The organism is Aliidiomarina indica, assembly GCF_015354615.1.
GTDB lineage: Bacteria > Pseudomonadota > Gammaproteobacteria > Enterobacterales > Alteromonadaceae > Aliidiomarina > Aliidiomarina indica.
This window is the reverse complement of the sequence record NZ_JACAVQ010000003.1, coordinates 137,402-155,175: the sequence shown is the minus strand read 5'-3', so window position 1 is coordinate 155,175 and position 17,774 is coordinate 137,402. Positions and strand designations below refer to the sequence as shown.

Annotated in this window: 20 protein-coding genes; 9 read left to right on the top strand and 11 right to left on the bottom strand. The window is 48.9% G+C overall.

Annotation, left to right across the window (positions count from 1 at the left end):
* Positions 1 to 7: 7 nt before the first annotated feature.
* From HXZ99_RS06455 to fliF, 3 genes are read right to left on the bottom strand one after another with little or no spacing between them, the layout of a single operon-like run.
* Entirely contained in the window at positions 8 to 769 is a 762-nt protein-coding gene (locus HXZ99_RS06455) for a flagellar assembly protein FliH (protein ID WP_194756464.1), read from the bottom strand.
* The gene (gene fliG / locus HXZ99_RS06450; RefSeq protein ID WP_194756463.1) at positions 762 to 1,763 is read right to left on the bottom strand and encodes a flagellar motor switch protein FliG; all 1,002 of its coding nucleotides are present in this window, start codon (positions 1,761 to 1,763) and stop codon (positions 762 to 764) included. The genes HXZ99_RS06455 and fliG overlap by 8 nt, the downstream gene beginning before the upstream one ends.
* Positions 1,747 to 3,531: a flagellar basal-body MS-ring/collar protein FliF gene (fliF, locus tag HXZ99_RS06445; protein ID WP_228517735.1), complete on the bottom strand. Its 1,785-nt coding sequence runs from the start codon at positions 3,529 to 3,531 to the stop codon at positions 1,747 to 1,749. Before fliF ends, fliG begins: the two co-directional genes overlap by 17 nt.
* 257 nt (positions 3,532 to 3,788) lie before the next feature.
* On the opposite strand from fliF, the gene fliE reads away from it, so the two are divergent.
* Positions 3,789 to 4,127 (top strand): flagellar hook-basal body complex protein FliE, encoded by a 339-nt coding sequence (gene fliE / locus HXZ99_RS06440; RefSeq protein WP_194756461.1) that lies wholly within the window; start codon positions 3,789 to 3,791, stop codon positions 4,125 to 4,127.
* Positions 4,128 to 4,161: 34 nt separating this feature from the next.
* Here fliE and HXZ99_RS06435 read toward each other — a convergent pair whose 3' ends face one another.
* From HXZ99_RS06435 to HXZ99_RS06400, 8 genes are all read right to left on the bottom strand, one after another.
* Positions 4,162 to 4,512, bottom strand: coding sequence for a flagellar protein FlaG (locus tag HXZ99_RS06435; RefSeq protein ID WP_194756460.1), 351 nt, complete (start codon positions 4,510 to 4,512; stop codon positions 4,162 to 4,164).
* Positions 4,513 to 4,571: 59 nt separating this feature from the next.
* Complete coding sequence (locus HXZ99_RS06430) at positions 4,572 to 5,486, bottom strand: DMT family transporter (protein WP_194756459.1); 915 nt, start codon at positions 5,484 to 5,486, stop codon at positions 4,572 to 4,574.
* Between the two features lie 118 nt (positions 5,487 to 5,604).
* A complete protein-coding gene (locus HXZ99_RS06425) occupies positions 5,605 to 5,994 on the bottom strand; it encodes a thiol-disulfide oxidoreductase DCC family protein (protein ID WP_194756458.1) in 390 nt (129 codons plus the stop codon).
* Between the two features lie 126 nt (positions 5,995 to 6,120).
* Complete coding sequence (locus HXZ99_RS06420) at positions 6,121 to 6,984, bottom strand: flagellin N-terminal helical domain-containing protein (protein ID WP_194756457.1); 864 nt, start codon at positions 6,982 to 6,984, stop codon at positions 6,121 to 6,123.
* 148 nt (positions 6,985 to 7,132) lie between these two features.
* Positions 7,133 to 7,957 (bottom strand): flagellin N-terminal helical domain-containing protein, encoded by an 825-nt coding sequence (locus tag HXZ99_RS06415; RefSeq protein ID WP_194756456.1) that lies wholly within the window; start codon positions 7,955 to 7,957, stop codon positions 7,133 to 7,135.
* Positions 7,958 to 8,104: 147 nt separating this feature from the next.
* Positions 8,105 to 8,947: a flagellin N-terminal helical domain-containing protein gene (locus HXZ99_RS06410; RefSeq protein ID WP_194756455.1), complete on the bottom strand. Its 843-nt coding sequence runs from the start codon at positions 8,945 to 8,947 to the stop codon at positions 8,105 to 8,107.
* Positions 8,948 to 9,084: 137 nt separating this feature from the next.
* A complete protein-coding gene (locus HXZ99_RS06405; RefSeq protein ID WP_194756454.1) occupies positions 9,085 to 9,942 on the bottom strand; it encodes a flagellin N-terminal helical domain-containing protein in 858 nt (285 codons plus the stop codon).
* A gap of 148 nt (positions 9,943 to 10,090) precedes the next feature.
* The gene (locus HXZ99_RS06400) at positions 10,091 to 10,897 is read right to left on the bottom strand and encodes a flagellin N-terminal helical domain-containing protein (protein ID WP_194756453.1); all 807 of its coding nucleotides are present in this window, start codon (positions 10,895 to 10,897) and stop codon (positions 10,091 to 10,093) included.
* A gap of 176 nt (positions 10,898 to 11,073) precedes the next feature.
* Between HXZ99_RS06400 and HXZ99_RS06395 the strand changes: the two genes are divergently transcribed.
* The 8 genes from HXZ99_RS06395 to flhC all read left to right on the top strand — a co-directional run bounded on the left by HXZ99_RS06395 (position 11,074) and on the right by flhC (position 17,692).
* Entirely contained in the window at positions 11,074 to 12,765 is a 1,692-nt protein-coding gene (locus HXZ99_RS06395) for an HD domain-containing phosphohydrolase (RefSeq protein WP_194756452.1), read from the top strand.
* A gap of 227 nt (positions 12,766 to 12,992) precedes the next feature.
* Positions 12,993 to 14,345, top strand: coding sequence for a flagellar filament capping protein FliD (gene fliD, locus HXZ99_RS06390; protein WP_194756451.1), 1,353 nt, complete (start codon positions 12,993 to 12,995; stop codon positions 14,343 to 14,345).
* Positions 14,346 to 14,357: 12 nt separating this feature from the next.
* Complete coding sequence (gene fliS, locus HXZ99_RS06385; protein WP_194756450.1) at positions 14,358 to 14,765, top strand: flagellar export chaperone FliS; 408 nt, start codon at positions 14,358 to 14,360, stop codon at positions 14,763 to 14,765.
* Between the two features lie 4 nt (positions 14,766 to 14,769).
* Entirely contained in the window at positions 14,770 to 15,126 is a 357-nt protein-coding gene (locus HXZ99_RS06380) for a flagellar protein FliT (protein WP_194756449.1), read from the top strand.
* A gap of 30 nt (positions 15,127 to 15,156) precedes the next feature.
* Positions 15,157 to 16,134 carry a flagellar hook-length control protein FliK gene (gene fliK / locus HXZ99_RS06375; protein ID WP_194756448.1) on the top strand — a complete coding sequence of 326 codons (978 nt, stop codon included), beginning with the start codon at positions 15,157 to 15,159 and terminating at the stop codon, positions 16,132 to 16,134.
* Positions 16,127 to 16,417 (top strand): EscU/YscU/HrcU family type III secretion system export apparatus switch protein, encoded by a 291-nt coding sequence (locus HXZ99_RS06370; RefSeq protein WP_194756447.1) that lies wholly within the window; start codon positions 16,127 to 16,129, stop codon positions 16,415 to 16,417. The genes fliK and HXZ99_RS06370 overlap by 8 nt, the downstream gene beginning before the upstream one ends.
* 318 nt (positions 16,418 to 16,735) lie before the next feature.
* A complete protein-coding gene (locus HXZ99_RS06365; RefSeq protein WP_194756446.1) occupies positions 16,736 to 17,038 on the top strand; it encodes a flagellar transcriptional regulator FlhD in 303 nt (100 codons plus the stop codon).
* A 90-nt stretch (positions 17,039 to 17,128) separates the two neighbouring features.
* On the top strand, positions 17,129 to 17,692 hold the full coding sequence (gene flhC / locus HXZ99_RS06360; protein ID WP_194756445.1) for a flagellar transcriptional regulator FlhC: 564 nt from the start codon (positions 17,129 to 17,131) through the stop codon (positions 17,690 to 17,692).
* Positions 17,693 to 17,774: the final 82 nt, after the last annotated feature.

Genomic DNA, 17,774 nt, shown 5'->3' with positions numbered 1-17,774 from the left:
GACGTGGTCATTCGTTATCCTCCGCCGTGTGGCGCGTGCGCAATTGCTTACGGACCGCCTCTGAACGAGTTTCCCAAGATGCGTCGCGTTCACCTTTTTGGCTGGTTAAACGGCATCCACCCCGCGCCATGCGTTCATCCGCTTGCAAATGCCAGCCGGCAATTTGCAACTCTTCACGCATGTGTTCTTGAATGAGTGCTAAATCTTCTGGATGCACATGCAAGCGTGGCTTATCGGTAAAGGCCGGGTCGCTGTGTAATAGTTCCCGGGCAATACTTAACACCTGCTCGGGATCGGTATCTAAGGTGGTACGAGCTAGCTGGGTGCCCACGGCAAGCGCTAATTCCACTAACGATTCGCCGACTAAGGTATCGATTTGTTCCAGTGCATGAGAAAACTCTTCTGCCAAAGCATGAATGGGCGTCACCGCTTCTGCTAACAGGGCTTCTTTTTCTTGGGCTACAGCATCTTGCGCATCTTGATAACCTTTCGTAAAGCCATCGTCATGCCCGGCTTTTAAGCCCTCTTGGTATGCTTGTTCCCACGCTTCTTTGCGCGCTTGCTCTTTTAGAGCAGCCAATTCTGCATTGTGTACAAACTGTGCTTTTGCTTCGGGGCTGTCATTATGTGCTTGCTGTGATGCAGGGGGGCGCGCGGTTGATAGTTCATCCATCCGCCAGCGGCGCCAATTATTACCCGACATCGCGCCTGCCTCGCCGTGACGTGCGCGTTCTTTTTGCTCGTCCTGGGCAGAGAAAGGCTTAAACATAGGTATCGTCTCCGCTGCTCAGCATAATCTCGCCGGAATCTGCAAGCTTGCGAACAATGGCAAGAATGGCTTTTTGCTCGGTTTCCACTTGCGATAAGCGTACCGGACCACGGGTCTCCATTTCCTCGCGCACCAACTGGCCTGCCCGCTGCGACATATTGCTGAGGAATTTATCGACCAACTCGCTCTCTGCACCTTTGAGCGCAATAACCAAAACGTTGGTGTCGATTTGTTTGAGCAACACCTGAATGCTGCGGTCGTCGAGCTCCACCAAGTTCTCGAATAGGAACATTTCATCGATGATCTTGGTCGCAAGCTCATCGTTGTAGGCACGAATATTCTCTAGCGCGGTATCTTCTTGACCGGCACTCATTAAGTTAAGAATTTCTGCGGCTGTACGTGCACCACCCATTTTACTGCGCTTAAGATTCTGGCCATCGAGCATGCCGCCAAGCACTTCAGTAAGTTCTTGCAGGGCCGCAGGCTGAACGCCGGTAAAGGTCGCGATGCGCAGCACCACGTCATTCCGTAAACGCTCTTCGAACAACTCCAACACACCGGCGGCTTGCTGGCGATCTAAGTGAATTAAAATGGTAGCGATAATCTGTGGGTGTTCATCACGAATGAGCTCTGCTACTTCTGGCACATCCATGAGATTCAGGGCATCAATACCATAATTGCCGGTTTTCTGTTCAAGCACGTCTTCAATCAAGGTTGACGCACGTTCGCTTCCGAGCGCTTTGGTAAGCACCGAGCGAATATAGCCATCGTATTTATCAACAGGTGGTGAATTCGAGAGATCTTCATGAAATTGCTCAAGTACCCACTTTATTTCTTCGTGAGAAATATTCTGAAGGCGTGTCATTTCTTTACTGATTTTCTGAATTTGCTGGGGCTGAAAATGCTTAAACACATCCACAGCCGTATCTTCATCCAGAGCGAGCAGGAGAATTGCGCTTTTGCGGATTCCAGTCATGTTATCGAACGATTTCATCTCGCGAACTCTCATCTTCAGTTAACCAATTTTGCACGATGCGAGCCACTTGCCGTGGTTTTTGCCGTGCCACTTCTTGTGTTTTCTTCAGTGCCTGCTCATATGAAGTTAGATTCTTTTTCTTCGGCCAGTTGAAGGTCATATCTTCACCTTCATCGCCGTCTTCGTCGCCATCGTCGTCGCCAACAACCGCGCGCAGACTGCCGCGGCGTTCGGCTGCCGCTTCTTCTTCTGCTGCATCGTCTTCTCGCTCAGCCTTGCTCTTCACCGGGCCCACAAAACGACGCAAGATGGGGCGCAATATCAAGAGGTAGAATAGAAGAATGCCCAGGCCCGCAAGCACGTAACGGCTGCCTTGCATGATGAGAATTTGCGTTTGCGGATGTTCCCACCATTCGCGATGGCGCACGCCCACTTCTTCATCGGTGGTGACAAACGCACTATTTACAATTTCCAATGCATCACCGCGTAACTCAGAAAAGCCCATGGCTTGACGCACGAGGCGGTCAATACGTGCGAGCTCATCAGCTGGTAAAGGCTCTTTAATTGGGAGGCCTTCTTCATCGACACCGTCGCGATAATTCACAACAATGGCTGCAGACAAGCGTTCAAGGCGCCCGCGTTGATGCTGAATGTGGGCAATATTACGATCAACTTCGTAATTCACAATATTGTCTTGGCGCACGGTGCTTTGACCGCGAGTAATGGCTCCTTGAACGCCATTGGCTTCTTCACCGACGCCTTCGGCTGGCGCTTCAATTGGGGCGGTTACAACACCAGGCGGCGTATTGGAGAGAGCGCCGGGTACGCCTTGAGCGCGCTCGCCGTCACCGGCGTAACTTACATTGCTTTGAATGCTGCGAACCGCTGCCGTTTCAGGTGTTTGATTCGGTGTAAAACGCTCAGAGGTTTCTTCAATGCGAGAAAAATCAATTTGCGCGACGACTTTGGCGCGTACATTATGACGCCCGAGAATAGGCGATAGAATTTCTTCAATACGGCGTTGGTAGGTGCGTTCTAATTCTTCGGTATAGGTAAGCTCAGTGCCGCTTAAGTCCGATTTTTGACCATTCTTAGAAAGCAGATTGCCGAGTTGATCAACAACGGTGACGTTATCGGCGCTCAGTTCAGGCACTGCACTCGATACCATGTGTACGATCGCGTTCACTTGGCCATCGCCTAAAGTACGGCCCGCATGTAATGACAACACCACAGATGCTTTCGCAGGTTCCCGATCGCGAACAAAAACTGAGGGCTTCGCCATAGAAAGATGAACCCGAGCGCGCTGCACCGGACCGAGCGACTCCATCGAGTTGGATAACTCACCCTCTAACGAGCGCTGGAAATTTATTTGCTCACTAAATTGGCTAATCCCAAAGGATTGGTTATCCATCAGGGCAAAACCAATATTGCCGCCATGGGGTAATCCTTGCTCTGCCATGCTCAAACGCACCCGATGCACCTGATTACCAGGAATCATAATGGTGCTGCCGTTACCAGTGAGCTGATAAGGAATGCGTTGGTTTTCTAGTTCGCTGACAATGCGGCCGCCATCGGCCTCGGTGAGATTCGAATAAAGAACCCGGTACTCCGGTGTGGAAGCCCACATAATCAAGGCAACCACGATAGCGATGAAAGCAGCACCACCAATAAGCAACGGCAACAAGGCACCGCTACGCAATTGCGTCAACACGCGCTCCAGAGAAGACTGGGGAGCGGGTGCTTGTTTCGGTGCAGCTGCTGAGGCCGGCTGCGTGGCTTGATTCATCGTCGTATCCATGGATTCGTCGCACTACCTGGTTAATGGCTCCACAAGGCGGAGGGTTTTTTCATGGATGTCATTATCCCGAGGGTGCACGCAATCAAATGGGTAAATAAGCCACTTTTTTTTGCTTAATTAGAGCCTTCGTCTGGAAAGGGTGCTGCTATTCTTGCTGGCATCAAAGGTGACACAACGATTTCTTATTCGCTTGTCGTTGCGGTGATGAGTAGAGAATTGTTATTAATTAGCGTAGAGGTTTTCCCATGAGTGTTGCAGGAATCCAATCGGCACTTCAGCAAATGCAGGCACTGCAAAGCCAAGCGACAGGACAAAAGCCGCAAGCTCCTGCGTTAGGTGCGCAAGGTACGCCAAGCACTCAGCCAAGCTTTGCGACGGAGTTAAAATCGTCGATTCATCGCATTAATGATTTGCAAAGCGCTGCCGCAACGAAGCAGCAGGCATTCCAAATGGGTGACCCAAATGTAGCTTTGCATGATGTCATGGTCGATATGCAAAAAGCATCATTGGCATTCGAAATGGGCGTGCAAGTTCGGAATCGCCTCGTGAATGCCTATAAAGAAATTATGAACATGAATGTGTAAAGAAGTCAGAGCCAATGGAATGCATTGGCTCGCATTACGCTTCGCTACGAAACAATACGCCCCGTAAATCCGTTAAATGCTGCGCAACCTTCACGATTTCTTCAGAAGGAATTTGCCGAATCACTTCCCCAGATCGCCCATCAACCACCTGAATAACAATGGGTGGCGTGCTTTGAGCTATTTCAAAACGCACATCGTAAGAGCTTAAAACTTCATTAATTTGTTGAATTGCTGGAATTAATTCCTGCAAGTTAAGTTCCCGTCCGGTATCGGCGGAGCCTTTATTTACTGGCAATTGCTGAATCGCTTTTTCGAGGCGCTGGCGTTCAGATGCGGCAAAGGCCGCCGGCCAATTCGTCGACAGTTCACTGATGGGTGTGGTCATGTGGGCCTACTCCAAAGGGAAATTACTTAATTCTAGTATCGGCAGGGTTGCTCAATACTTTAATGTTGCAATTTACTTTGCTCGAGTTCGCCTTGGTGTTTGTTACGCACAGCTTCTCGGTGGCTAATATAAATGCCACTGGCAATGACTACGGCTGCACCGACTAAAACCCAGGGCCCAGGCCAATCACCCCAAAGCATGTATCCCAATACCAGTGCCCAAATCATGGCGCTGTATTCAAACGAAGAAAGCACCGCGGGTGGGGCCATACGATAGGCTTCTGTGAGCAGGTACTGGGCAATAGCGCCGGAGAGCCCTAAGCCGAGTAACCAAGGGATGTCATTGAGGGTCATTGGACGCCAATCGAACAAGGCGAGCAAGCCACAACCTATCGACAAGCTCAGTACAAAAAACAGCATTAAGGATTCCGATGTTTCAGTGCGATGCATTAAGCGGACTAAAATCATCACCAAGGCATAACCCAAGGTGGCCAAGAGGCCCGCAATAACGCCATAGGACAAAAAGCCCATGGCATTGGGGTTGAGCATGATTAAAACACCAACAAATCCCACCAGCACGGCACCGTAGCGATGTACACCGACTTTCTCTTTGAGCAAGACCACGGACAGCAGGGTTATCAATAACGGTGCAACAAAGAAAATTGCATAGGCATTTGCTAGCGGCAGTTCACGTAGGGTGATAACCGTGAGAATGAGAAAAAGTATGCTGACACCGGCGCGAATCAGATGTAAGCCGATACGCCGAGGACGGACTCGAGCCATGGACTTGGTGGCAACAAGCCAAAGTACAATAAAAGGTAACGACATGGCACCGCGAAAAAAAGCCACCTGCATAGAGCTGAGGTGACCAGCGAGGTGTTTCATTGCCACATCCATTAATGAAAAACACAATACCGCGAGAATCATAAAAATGATTCCCTTACCAATGCGTTCATGGGCGGCGAGTGAGTTCATCGTATTCCTTGCAGCTGTGGGTCTGATAGTTCCGATTATAACGGCTCGATCGAGGAATACTATGTCCGTCAGTGATTTAGGGTTGTCAGTGACTTACGTTTACCGATAATTTGCATATTCAATCAAGAGAGCAGCGCTCGCAACGGGCTTGGCCGGTAACTAACTTGGAAATACGATAACGATTGCGGGCAAAATAGAGATAGATTTTGTCGGCAACCCAACGAATAAGGGGCCAGCGTAACGGGGCCGTCAGCCAGCCACGCCCTGCTAATGACCAAGCCGCGTGAGTCACGTCTAAACCGTAGAGCATCTTTCCTTGAGCATTCATGCCATGCAGTATGGTATTGGCCTTAGCCACGGACACCTGTGGGTAACGTTCGCTAAAATCATCTTCGAGAATATCTTCAAAGGCGATTTGCTGTTCTTTATCCAAGCGCTTGAGTTGTTTCATCTCACGCACACACAAAGGGCATTGACCGTCATAGAAGATGGTAAGTTGTGTTGCCATAAATCGAGCTACCTCCTCAGTCGCTTTCATAAGTATATACGCAATCTAAGGTGAAATAGATGGCAAAGAAAAAGGCGCCTGAAGGCGCCTTTGAATTCAGTATCGGAATAATAAACCCGATGTGAATTAACCTAACAGTGACAACACTGACTGTGGTACTTGGTTTGCTTGAGCAAGTACTGAAGTACCCGCCTGTTGCAAGATCTGAGCACGCGTCATGTTAGACACTTCAACCGCGTAGTCCGCATCTTCGATACGCGAACGTGCAGCTGACAGGTTCGTCACAGTCGTTGAGATGTTATCAATAGCAGACTCAAGACGGTTTTGAATTGCACCCAGGCCAGAGCGAGCTTCGTCAACGGCGGCTAAGGCTTCGTCTAGCGCTTCGAGCGGATCGGCCGTAACTGCGGTAGGATCTCCAGCAGCGTCAAGACCGCTCACGTTAGTGGCTGTAGTAAAGCCACTCGCATCGAGCATTGCTGCAGTGATGGAAATGGTTTGGCCATCTTTAGAGCCCACTTGCACTTCAAAGTTGGTGGCTGCTGTTGCGCCATCACCAACTAAGTTAGTGCCATCGTTGAACAAGAGATTACCGTTGAAAGACGAGTTCTCAAGAACACGAGTAATTTCCGCTTCCCGTTGAAAGATTTCTGCTTGAATTGAATTCAAATCTTCCTGCGAGTTGGTGCCGTTTTGTGCTTGTACGGTAAGCTCACGAATGCGTTGCAAGTTATCGTTTACTTGATTCAATGCACCTTCGGCGGTTTGGGCTAAAGAGATACCGTCATTGGCGTTCCGCTGCGCTTGCGTTAGGCCGCGGATTTCCGCAGTCATTTTGTTCGCAATAGCTTGCCCAGCGGCGTCGTCTTTGGCGCTGTTGATGCGTAAGCCCGAAGACAAACGCTCCATAGAAGTTTGCAGTGATGACTGCGACTTCTGTAAGTTTTGCTGACCAATTAACGAGGTCATATTTGTATTGATGACTGACATAGTATGTTCCTTTAAGTAACGACGCATGGTGGCGACGAAATGACCAGAGTCATAAAGGTTATCGGCACTGGGGAAGGGAACTTTAAGTGAAGGTATAAAAAAACCGCCGATTCCGAGGAATGGGCGGTTTTTATATGGACTTTAAATATTAACCGAGCAGTGACAACACCGACTGTGGCACTTGGTTTGCTTGGGCAAGTACTGAAGTACCGGCTTGTTGCAAAATTTGTGCACGGGTCATGTTAGACACTTCTACGGCGTAGTCTGCATCTTCAATACGCGAACGAGCCGCTGACAGGTTCGTCACTGTCGTTGAGATGTTATCAATGGCAGACTCAAGACGGTTTTGAATCGCACCCAGTCCAGAGCGAGCCTCATCCACTTTCGCTAACGCGTCATCTAATGTTGCCAATGCATCGACTGCGGTGACGTCAAATCCGGCTAAATCACCGGCGCCAGCATTTGTTGATGCGGCAGAGAAATCAGCAGCGTCTGCGATATTGATAGTAATAGATTGTCCGTCTTTAGAACCCACTTGAACATCGAAAGCAGTTCCATTACCAAACAAGTCATTACCATTAAATGTTGCAGTATCGATCACGCGATCGATTTCCGACAAACGCTGATCAACTTCTGCTTGAATGGAGTCGATATCCGCTTGCGAGTTGGTACCATTTTGCGCTTGAACCGACAGCTCACGAATACGCTGAATGTTATCGTTGATTTGGTTCAACGCACCTTCAGCGGTTTGGGCTAAAGAGATACCGTCGTTGGCGTTCCGCTGTGCTTGCGTTAGGCCGCGGATTTCCGCAGTCATTTTGTTCGCAATGGCTTGCCCAGCGGCGTCGTCTTTGGCGCTGTTGATGCGTAAGCCCGAAGACAAACGCTCCATAGAAGTTTGCAGTGCAGACTGCGACTTCTGTAGGTTTTGCTGACCAATTAAAGAGGTCATGTTGGTATTGATTACTGACATAGTATGTTCCTTTTTTTAACGACGCTAATTGGCGACGAAATGACCAGAGTCATAAAGGTTATCGGCACGTGGGAAGGGAACTTTAAGTGCAGGTATAAAAAAACCGCCACTTGCGAAGAAGGGCGGTTTTTAGTTGCGTGTCGGAAATTAACCGAGCAATGACAACACCGACTGTGGCACTTGGTTTGCTTGGGCAAGCACTGAAGTACCGGCTTGTTGCAAAATTTGCGCGCGAGTCATGTTTGACACTTCTACGGCGTAGTCCGCATCTTCGATACGCGAACGGGCAGCGGACAAATTCGTCACTGTCGTTGAGATATTATCAATGGCGGACTCAAGACGGTTTTGAAATGCACCGAGCGCTGACCGAGACGCATCGAGTGCACTGATAGCGCCATCAATAATCCCAAGCGCACCATCCCCGGCGCCAGGAGCACTTTCTTGTGCCGTGACGCTATAACCGACCAATACACCTCCTGGGCGTCCATCGAACGCTTGGGTAACCAAATCGGCGGCATCAATAGCAATGATTTGGTTATCTTTTGAACCGACTTGAATATTGATATCAAAACCGGACTCAAAGACTTGAAGGTTGTTAAAGCGACTTTCATTCGCCACTCGGTCAATTTCCGCAATACGTTGATCCACTTCTGCTTGAATCGATGCAATATCTGCGGGGGAATTGGTTCCGTTCTGTGCTTGTACTGCTAACTCGCGTATACGCTGCAAATTATCATTCATTTGGTTCAAACCGCCTTCGGCAGTTTGTGCAAACGAGATACCATCATTCGCATTGCGTTGGGCTTGCGTAAGGCCTCGTATTTCTGCGGTCATCTTATTGGCAATAGCTTGGCCGGCGGCATCATCCTTCGCACTGTTAATGCGTAGGCCCGACGACAGCCGCTCCATAGATGTTTGCAACGAAGACTGGGACTTCATTAAGTTTTGTTGACCTATCAATGAGGTCATGTTGGTGTTTATTACTGACATAGGAGTATCCCCAGGCTGTCATCAAAGCACGCTCACATGCGTGACAACTGAGTTATCGGCGGGATTGGTTAAAACTTAAACAAAAGGCGCCCAAAGGCGCCTTTAAATTCAGTGCGGGAAAATGAACCCGGTATGAATTAACCTAACAGTGACAACACTGACTGTGGCACTTGGTTTGCTTGAGCAAGTACTGAAGTACCGGCTTGTTGCAAGATCTGAGCACGGGTCATGTTAGACACTTCAACCGCGTAGTCCGCGTCTTCAATACGTGAACGCGCAGCTGACAGGTTTGTGACCGTGGTAGAAATGTTATCGATCGCTGATTCAAGACGGTTCTGTACCGCACCTAGACCAGAACGTGCTTCGTCGACGGCAGCCAAGGCACCATCAATAATTCCCATGGCACCGTCACCTGCACCTGGGGTTGTTTCTGTAGCAGTCACGTCAAACTCGAAGAGCGCACTTCCAGCAGCAAGAGCGTCAAAGGTTGTTGTGCCTAGCGATTCGGCTTCAATGGTAATCGCTTGACCATCCTTCGATCCAACTTGGATATCGAAGTCGGCTGATCCGTCGGTAGCACGGTTGAAAATGCTATTTCCGTTGAAGTTCGATTGCTGAACAACACGATTGATTTCTTCTAAGCGCTGATCAACTTCCGCTTGAATGGAGTCGATATCTGCTTGCGAGTTAGTACCATTTTGCGCTTGAACCGACAGCTCACGAATGCGTTGCAAGTTATCGTTGACTTGATTCAATGCACCTTCAGCGGTTTGGGCTAAAGAGATACCGTCATTGGCGTTCCGCTGCGCTTGCGTTAGGCCGCGGATTTCCGCAGTCATTTTGTTCGCAATAGCTTGCCCAGCGGCGTCGTCTTTGGCGCTGTTGATGCGTAAGCCCGAAGACAAACGCTCCATAGAAGTTTGCAGTGATGACTGCGACTTCTGCAGGTTTTGCTGACCAATTAAAGAGGTCATGTTGGTATTGATTACTGACATAGTATGTTCCTTTAAGTAACGACGCATGGTGGCGACGAAATGACCAGAGTCAAAAAGATTATCGGCACTGGGGAAGGGAACTTTAAATTAAGTTATAAAAAAACCGCCACTTGCGAACAAGGGGCGGTTTCTTGAGAGCTATCGGAGATTAACCGAGCAGTGACAACACCGACTGTGGCACTTGGTTTGCTTGGGCAAGTACTGAGGTACCAGCTTGTTGCAAAATTTGCGCGCGGGTCATGTTTGACACTTCTACTGCGTAGTCCGCATCTTCAATACGTGAACGAGCCGCTGACAGGTTCGTCACTGTCGTTGAGATGTTATCAATGGCAGACTCAAGACGGTTTTGAATCGCACCCAGTCCAGAGCGAGCTTCGTCAACGTTGCTAAGCGCAGTGTCGATATTTTCTAAGGTGAATCCAGCAAGCGTTCGGTCAACACCATCTGCACGAGTAAATCCAGCAGATGCAGCAATCGAGATTTGGATAGACTGAGCATCTTTTGAACCCACTTGGATATCAAAAGTAGTTGCTGCTGCACCATCGAACAGGTCGTTTCCGTTGAATGTAGATTGGCCAAGTACCCGGTCAATTTCATCAAAGCGTTGCGTGATTTCAGCTTGGATAGACGCCAAATCATCCGCAGAGTTGGTACCGTTCTCTGACTGCACTTTCAGTTCGCGGATGCGCTGAAGGTTATCATTAACCTGGTTTAACGCACCTTCGGCGGTTTGTGCTAAAGAGATACCGTCGTTGGCATTACGTTGCGCTTGGGTCAGGCCGCGGATTTCCGCAGTCATTTTATTCGCAATGGCTTGGCCAGCGGCGTCGTCTTTCGCACTGTTGATGCGTAAGCCAGAAGACAAACGCTCCATAGAAGTTTGCAATGATGACTGCGACTTCTGAAGATTTTGTTGACCGATAAGTGAGGTCATATTTGTGTTAATTACTGACATCTGAGTATTCCTCTTAGCATGAACAAACCGAGATTGTCGGCCTTCTAACCTGATTATCGGAATGAAAAAAATAAACTTTAGAGGAAAAAGAAATTTTTTTTCATTGTCTTTGTTCTTTAAGTTTTCGCGGCGAATGACGATAATTTAGTGGCCACTAACAACAACGGAGTGTGGTTGTGCAAGAGGAAGAGTATTCACCCGTATCAAGCAAGGTAGAAGTATCTGCTTTGTTGGAAACTTTAATGCAACCGGGAGCCGCGTCGATTCGGCTGAATGTGCCTGGTGCAGAGTCGTTTCCGATCGTCCTGCTTGATATCGAAGATAACGAATACATTGAATACGATTTAACGGCGATTCGCGACCTAGCGCCGAAATTGAGACGTGGCGTGGAATATATTCTGCTTGGGCAAAGCCACGCCGGAATGATTCGCTCGACGCCCATGAAGATGCGTGATTTTGTAGATGATAATGGTCGCTTCAAGGCGAAGTCTGACTGGCCTGAAGGGCTTGATCTACGCCAACGCCGCGCAGCCTTTAGAGCGCAACTTCGCATTGGCATGGACGTCGGTGTGCGTTTACGTACCGACAATGAAGATGAATCCAAACGCTTGGAACTTATGGGTGACTTGCGTGATTTATCGGCCACGGGCTGCTTAGTTGAGTTTTACGCGCAGGATGGTGCCTCGAAAGTACTCAACGAAATGCACGCCACACTGGAAATATGTTTTCCAGATAGTACGGTTTTCCCCATCGACTCCGATGTCCGCCATATAAAAACAGACTCTGATCGGCAGGTACTTACGGTTGGCTTTGAATTTACCAAGCCAAGTAACGAGAAAGAAAAACAACTGTGGAATTTTGTTCGTGAAATAGAACGTGAAGCGTCGCGATCAGCCGGTGATGGGGCGAATCGCACACCCTCACCCTTGTTCGAACAAAAAGGAGATAACCCTGTAGCACTGGGCCGTCGCCAGGGACACAAGTATGCCACGCCCATAGCTCGGCGAATGGCCCGTATTGCCGGTTATCTCGATAGTCAGATGGTGGCCTTGCGCCAAAGTCAGGAAGTAAACTCCATTCAATTATCAGCCCATGCGGAACGTTTGTTGGATATATTGATAGATGATCGTGAGGGTGCTCTGTTTGCACTGCGGTGTATTCATCGAGAATCACCTTGGGTAACACACGGATTGAGCGTAGCCATTCGCATGGCAGATTTAGCCCAAAGCCGCACGAAAGTGCCGCGAGATTTATTAAAGGCCATTGTGGCATGCGGCATGATTCATGATTTAGGGAAGGGGATGCTGCCTTCTTCGTTGTGGAAGGCGAGCACCTTGAGCCGCGACTCCTATGTGCGCATGCAATCGCACGTTGCCTTACTGGTGAACCAAATGGAGAAGTGTAAATGGCTTGCTCCAGCGGTGGTGCAAGGTGTGATTGAGCGGGTGAACGAGCGACTTGATGGCAGCGGCTATCCGCTAGGTGTAAAGGGAAATGATCTTGGGGAGTTGGCGCGTATGGCGATGATCGTTGATGCCGTTGATGCCATGTGTCGACCACGACCTGATCGCGCGGGACTCACCCCGGAGCACGCCTATCGTTATTTACTGACCAATACCCATCAGTTTGATCGCAATTGGATAGAAGCTTATATCCGTCACTTTGGCGTAATTCCAGTGGGGTCACTTATTAAGTATAAGTCGGGGCAATTAGCCTGGGTGATTAGCTTGGATGATCAGCGTCATATTAGTGCGGTGCAACTGACCCCCCATGAAGGCCCGCCCGACGATAAGCTCGGAGAGATTATCGAAGGTGACAAACTTGTGGAGCTGGGTGAAATTCGTGAGGTGCTCGGCGCGGAGGCGTAGGTACGCAACCAACGCGGTGCGTTGGCTACCAAACAGTGGGTTGGGCATGTAAGGCTTGGTATGCAAGGCGCTAAAGTTTTATCGGGCAACGCCGATAACTTAAATAAGCGGGTTAATTATGCGCTTTTTGACCGCTAATTAATCGGATAAAGCTGACAAAATACTCAAGATAACGTAAAAAGAGATAAGCTCCTTCTACGTTATTTAAATTTAAACAAAGGTACATCATGGCTTCTATTTCTGTGTTAGGTATCGGTTCTGGAATGGACCTCAATGGACTTCTCGATCAGCTCAAAGCAGCTGAACGCCAGAAGCTCCAGCCTATTGCTCAGCAAAAACGAGTCCAGCAGGCGAAGATTTCTGCTTATGGCAAGCTTGAGAGTGCCCTGACTAATTTTCGTGAAGCCGCTGCAAAGCTAAATCAATCGGCGACTTTCCAAGGCGTATCCAGCCAGGTAAGCGGCAGTGCCGTGAAAGCAGCAGCAAGTTCGACTGCGCCAGTCGGTACTTTCCAAGTAAATGTCACTCAGCGCGCTCAAGCCTATAGCGTGGCGACCGCTGGTGTAGCCGACCAAAGTGCCAATTTAGGCGGCGGTTCAATTGACTTCACGCTAGGAAATGGTGACTCCGTTTCTATCGCTATCGATCCTGAAAAAAGCTCATTGACCGACATCCGCAATGCGATTAATCAGAGCAATAGTGGCGTGCAGGCATCTATCGTAAACGATGGTAGCGGCACGCCTTATCGTTTGGTGATGGCATCAACGCAAACCGGTACCGAGGCGGGCATTACCGCTATTGATTTCGGCGGTGATCTGAATGGTCAACTGAACCTCGATGCCAATACCGAGATTGAAGCACGTAACGCTCAATTAAATGTGAATGGTGTAGCCATTACCAGCCAGAGCAATCGGGTTGAGGGCGCTATTCAAGGCGTGACGTTAGATTTAGAAGAGTTAGGCGCGGCGACAGTTAATGTGACTCGTGACACTGAGCTCACCACCGGCGCGATTAAAGATTTCGTAAAGTCATACAACACCCTGCAGAAAACTATGGCAGATTTAACTCGCTTTGGTGGCGAGGGTGGTGCCAACGGAGAGTTACTGGGTGACAGCACCTTACGCATGGTGCAACAGCGCCTCCGTAGTGTGATGAGCAGTGGTGTAGCCGAAGGCGATTTACGTATGTTGCGTGATGTCGGCATCGACATGAAGCTCGATGGCACGCTTGAATTAAATGAAGCCAAACTTGGTGAGTTAACAGGCTCAAATATGACAGCCCTCACCGCGTTTTTCACAGGCACCTCTGCTGATACCGGATTAGCCGGCAAGCTCAATAGTAGTGTTGGATTGTTGCTGCAAAGTGATGGTCCGATTAAGAACAGCACGCAAGGCTTACAAGATAGTATGCGCCGGTTAGATCTGCGCTTTGAGCGGATGGAAGATTCAATCGATCGCACCATAGAGCGTTATCGCACGCAGTTTTCTCAGCTCGATACCATGGTGGCGCGAATGAATTCTACCAGTTCGTACCTGATGCAACAGTTCGACATAATGAACGCACAGCTAGGCCGGAACTAAAGGGGGCGTGTGATGTATGCAATGCGCGGCGCAGCCGCTTACGGACGAGTAAGTGTAGAGAGTAACGTACTGTCTGCTAGCCCACATCAACTGATCTCTATGTTGTTTGATGGTGCGCAGCAAGCAATTAAAAGTGCTCGATTACATATGAGTAATGGGAATATTGCCGAAAAAGGGAAAGCAATCTCTAAGGCATTAGACATCGTCAATAGTGGTTTATTGGCAGCAGTGGATAAAGACAAAGGTGGTGAGCTCGCGGAACGTCTCGAGGGTTTGTATACCTACATCAGTTCCTTGTTGTTGAAAGCCAATCTGAAAAATGATGAGGCGTTATTAGATGAGGCAGCAAGGTTACTCGAAGACATCGGCTCGGCTTGGAAAGAGATCGGACGCCAAGCAAACGCAGACGCGGGAGCATAGGCTCATGGGTGCTCGGGCGTATCTGAAACCGGTGATGGATGGCGAGGAAGTGCTTGCAAGCTACCGCCGTTTACTCGGGTTCTCAGAAACCATGTTGTTTCACGCCCGGCAGGATGACTGGACGTCATTGATTGATAGCGAAGTGAAATATGTTTCTGAAGTGGATCGCCTTCAGAAATATGAAATGGAAGCCATGCTGAGTGAAGATCAGCAGGAAGCTAAATTAGAGCTGCTGGAAAAACTGCTCGAGCAAGACCGTGAAATTCGCGAGCGCTTAGCGCAACGACGGGCTGAACTGGAGAAATTACTCACAGGCGCCAGTCAGAAAAAGAAAGTCGACAAGGCCTATCGTACGTCGTAAAGACGATAGGCGAATGACTAGGAGTGGACGATGAGCGGCATCACTCCATTATTGGATACCCTACTACATCAGGTGCTGGGCCCAAAAGGCGACCAAACAGCACAGAAAAACCTGAACCAGCCGGTACGTCCGGTGGATCCAGGTGAAGGCCCACGGGCACTGCAAAGTGACTCTCGAACCGATTCACGCCCGCAATCGCAAGCCCATAATGTGCAACCGCAATTGCGAGTGGGAACCCGCGGCATCGCCAGCCAACTTCCAAACATACCGTCGCAAGCGCCAACAAATCAAAGCTCGCAAACTCAGTTGAGCCATGCTGGTCGCGCCATCGCCGATATTCTCCTGCACTACCCACGACCAGGCTCCGTGATAAAACCCGGTGTGCCTTTAATTCAAACGGTAGAAACCATGACCTCGGCACTTCTTAGTGATCGATTGGCTCAAAGTATTCTTACCAGCGGTGTGTTCTATGAGCACACTTTAAGTAAATGGCTCCGCGGTGAGGTGCCACGAACAACGGTACAACAGCAACCGCAAATGCAAGTGGCTCAGCAGATCCAACAGCAAGAAGGAATTCCAATACGGCAACTCGGCGTGCAGGTTCCCGAAGCCATGCATGCGCTGGTACGCCATCAATTGGAAGTACTCTCTACCCCAGTACTCCGCTGGGAAGGGGATGTGTGGTCGGGTATATTTATGGCGCTTGTTCTACAACCCGCATTCTGGGAAGACCCGCATAAATCCACGCAGTCGGAATCTGAACCACGCAAACGCAAAAAAGTATGGCATTCGGATATTGAGTTGACGGTAAAGGGCTTGGGTCATTTGACGGTCCATCTTGCGTTGCAGGAGACATCGTTGCATTTATATTTAAAAGCGGAAGAAAACGTAATCCATCGGCTCGAAGATAAGCAAAACGATTTATGTAACCGCTTAAGTCGTCTAGGGTTATCCGAGGTTGTCGTAGAAACCCAAGTAATCGGGGCACAAGGAGACGCTGATGAGTAGTTCTTCTTGGAATCGCCGGCGAGGAGCCGTTGCGGTCGGTTATGACGAATCAGGAAATTCGCCGCAAGTATTGGCTCAAGGATATGGTGAATTTGCAGAGCGAATTATTGCACAAGCCCGTGCTCATGATATATATGTACATGATGCGCCGGAGTTAGTCGGGTTGCTGATGCAGTTAAATCCCGACGATTACATACCAGAGCATGTAAAAGACGTTTTGGTGGAGTTGTTGATGTGGCTCAAGGATGTGGCCGACGAAGATCCGTATAGTGCGCCGCGCTGAAAAAGGTCTTTTTGTGTAAAGATTGACCAAGTGATCAATAAATAATCAAACTTGTGTCAATTATTTAACATCTTTACATAAGATCAGGGGTTTTCCCTCAGTGCAATGATCGTTAAGATCAAATATAAAGTTAATGTAAAGATGATTGAAACTCATCGTGCATCAGATATCGAGGGTTTCACTGTGACGTGCCGAGATTAAGTACAGGTAAGAGCAACCCACACACGTACTAATCAACAGCGCCCACAGATAATAATAATATGTCGTACATGACGATTGCATCTATAACTACCCGTTCGCGGGCAGAGGAGATCGGTTTTGGAAAAAACAACAATTCTGGAAGAGTTCCAAGAACTCAACCTTGCGTACTTACTGTTAATGCAGAAAATGATCGCAGAGGATCGTGAAGCGGCAGTATTTCGCCTCAAGCTAACAGCAGAGATGGCCGAGCTGATTGAATCAATGTCGGTACGAGAGATTACTTGGTTAGCAACGCAAGGTCAGTTTGTATTGCGCCCTTGTGCCGAAAATGCTGAACAATTAGCGCATATTCTGCGAAACCGTCGTGAAACAGGCCTAACACAAACCCATTTAGCAATGTTGATGGCTTCGACGAATTAAGTCATTATTTCTGTACGCATAGGAGTAATGTGGATCTTGCGCTGCTTAGGATGAGCAGCGGCAATGACATAAGAAGACGCGGCGGCCAGTATGACTGACAAAAAGCTTCTTGATGAAATGAACCAAGTACAATTGGCCATCGAGCTGATTGAACTCGGTGCTCGCCTGCAAGTACTTGAATCAGAAGTAACCCTCAACCGTGGTCGACTTGTTCGTTTATACAAAGAAGTTCGGGGTGAGTCTCCCCCAAAAGGCTTGTTGCCATTCTCAACTGACTGGTTTTTAACCTGGTTACCAAATATCCATTCGTCACTTTTCTACTCCATGTATCGAAATTTACATGAAGTTCAGGGCATCGACCGAATGACGGCCTTCACTAAGGCTTATCGTTTATATAATGAGCATGTGCGGAATACATCAGGTGAACAAGTGCTAGGTTTGACTCGTGCTTGGACACTGCTTCGTTTCTTTGAAAGCAATATGTTTCAGTTATCGCGCTGCACTCAGTGCAATCTCGAATTTGTAAATCATGCCCATACCCCGGATAGCGACTACGTCTGCGGTATCTGCCACCCCCCCTCGCGTGCCGGCAAGCCCGGAAAACCGAAGAAAGCCAGAAAAGCGGTGGCAAAAGCCGCGAATTCGAAGGATTAAAAATCTAAAGTTCTCGTATCCTAGGTCGATAACCGATATGAAGCGGAGTCCGCTCCGTACCATCGGATGAATAAGACGCGAG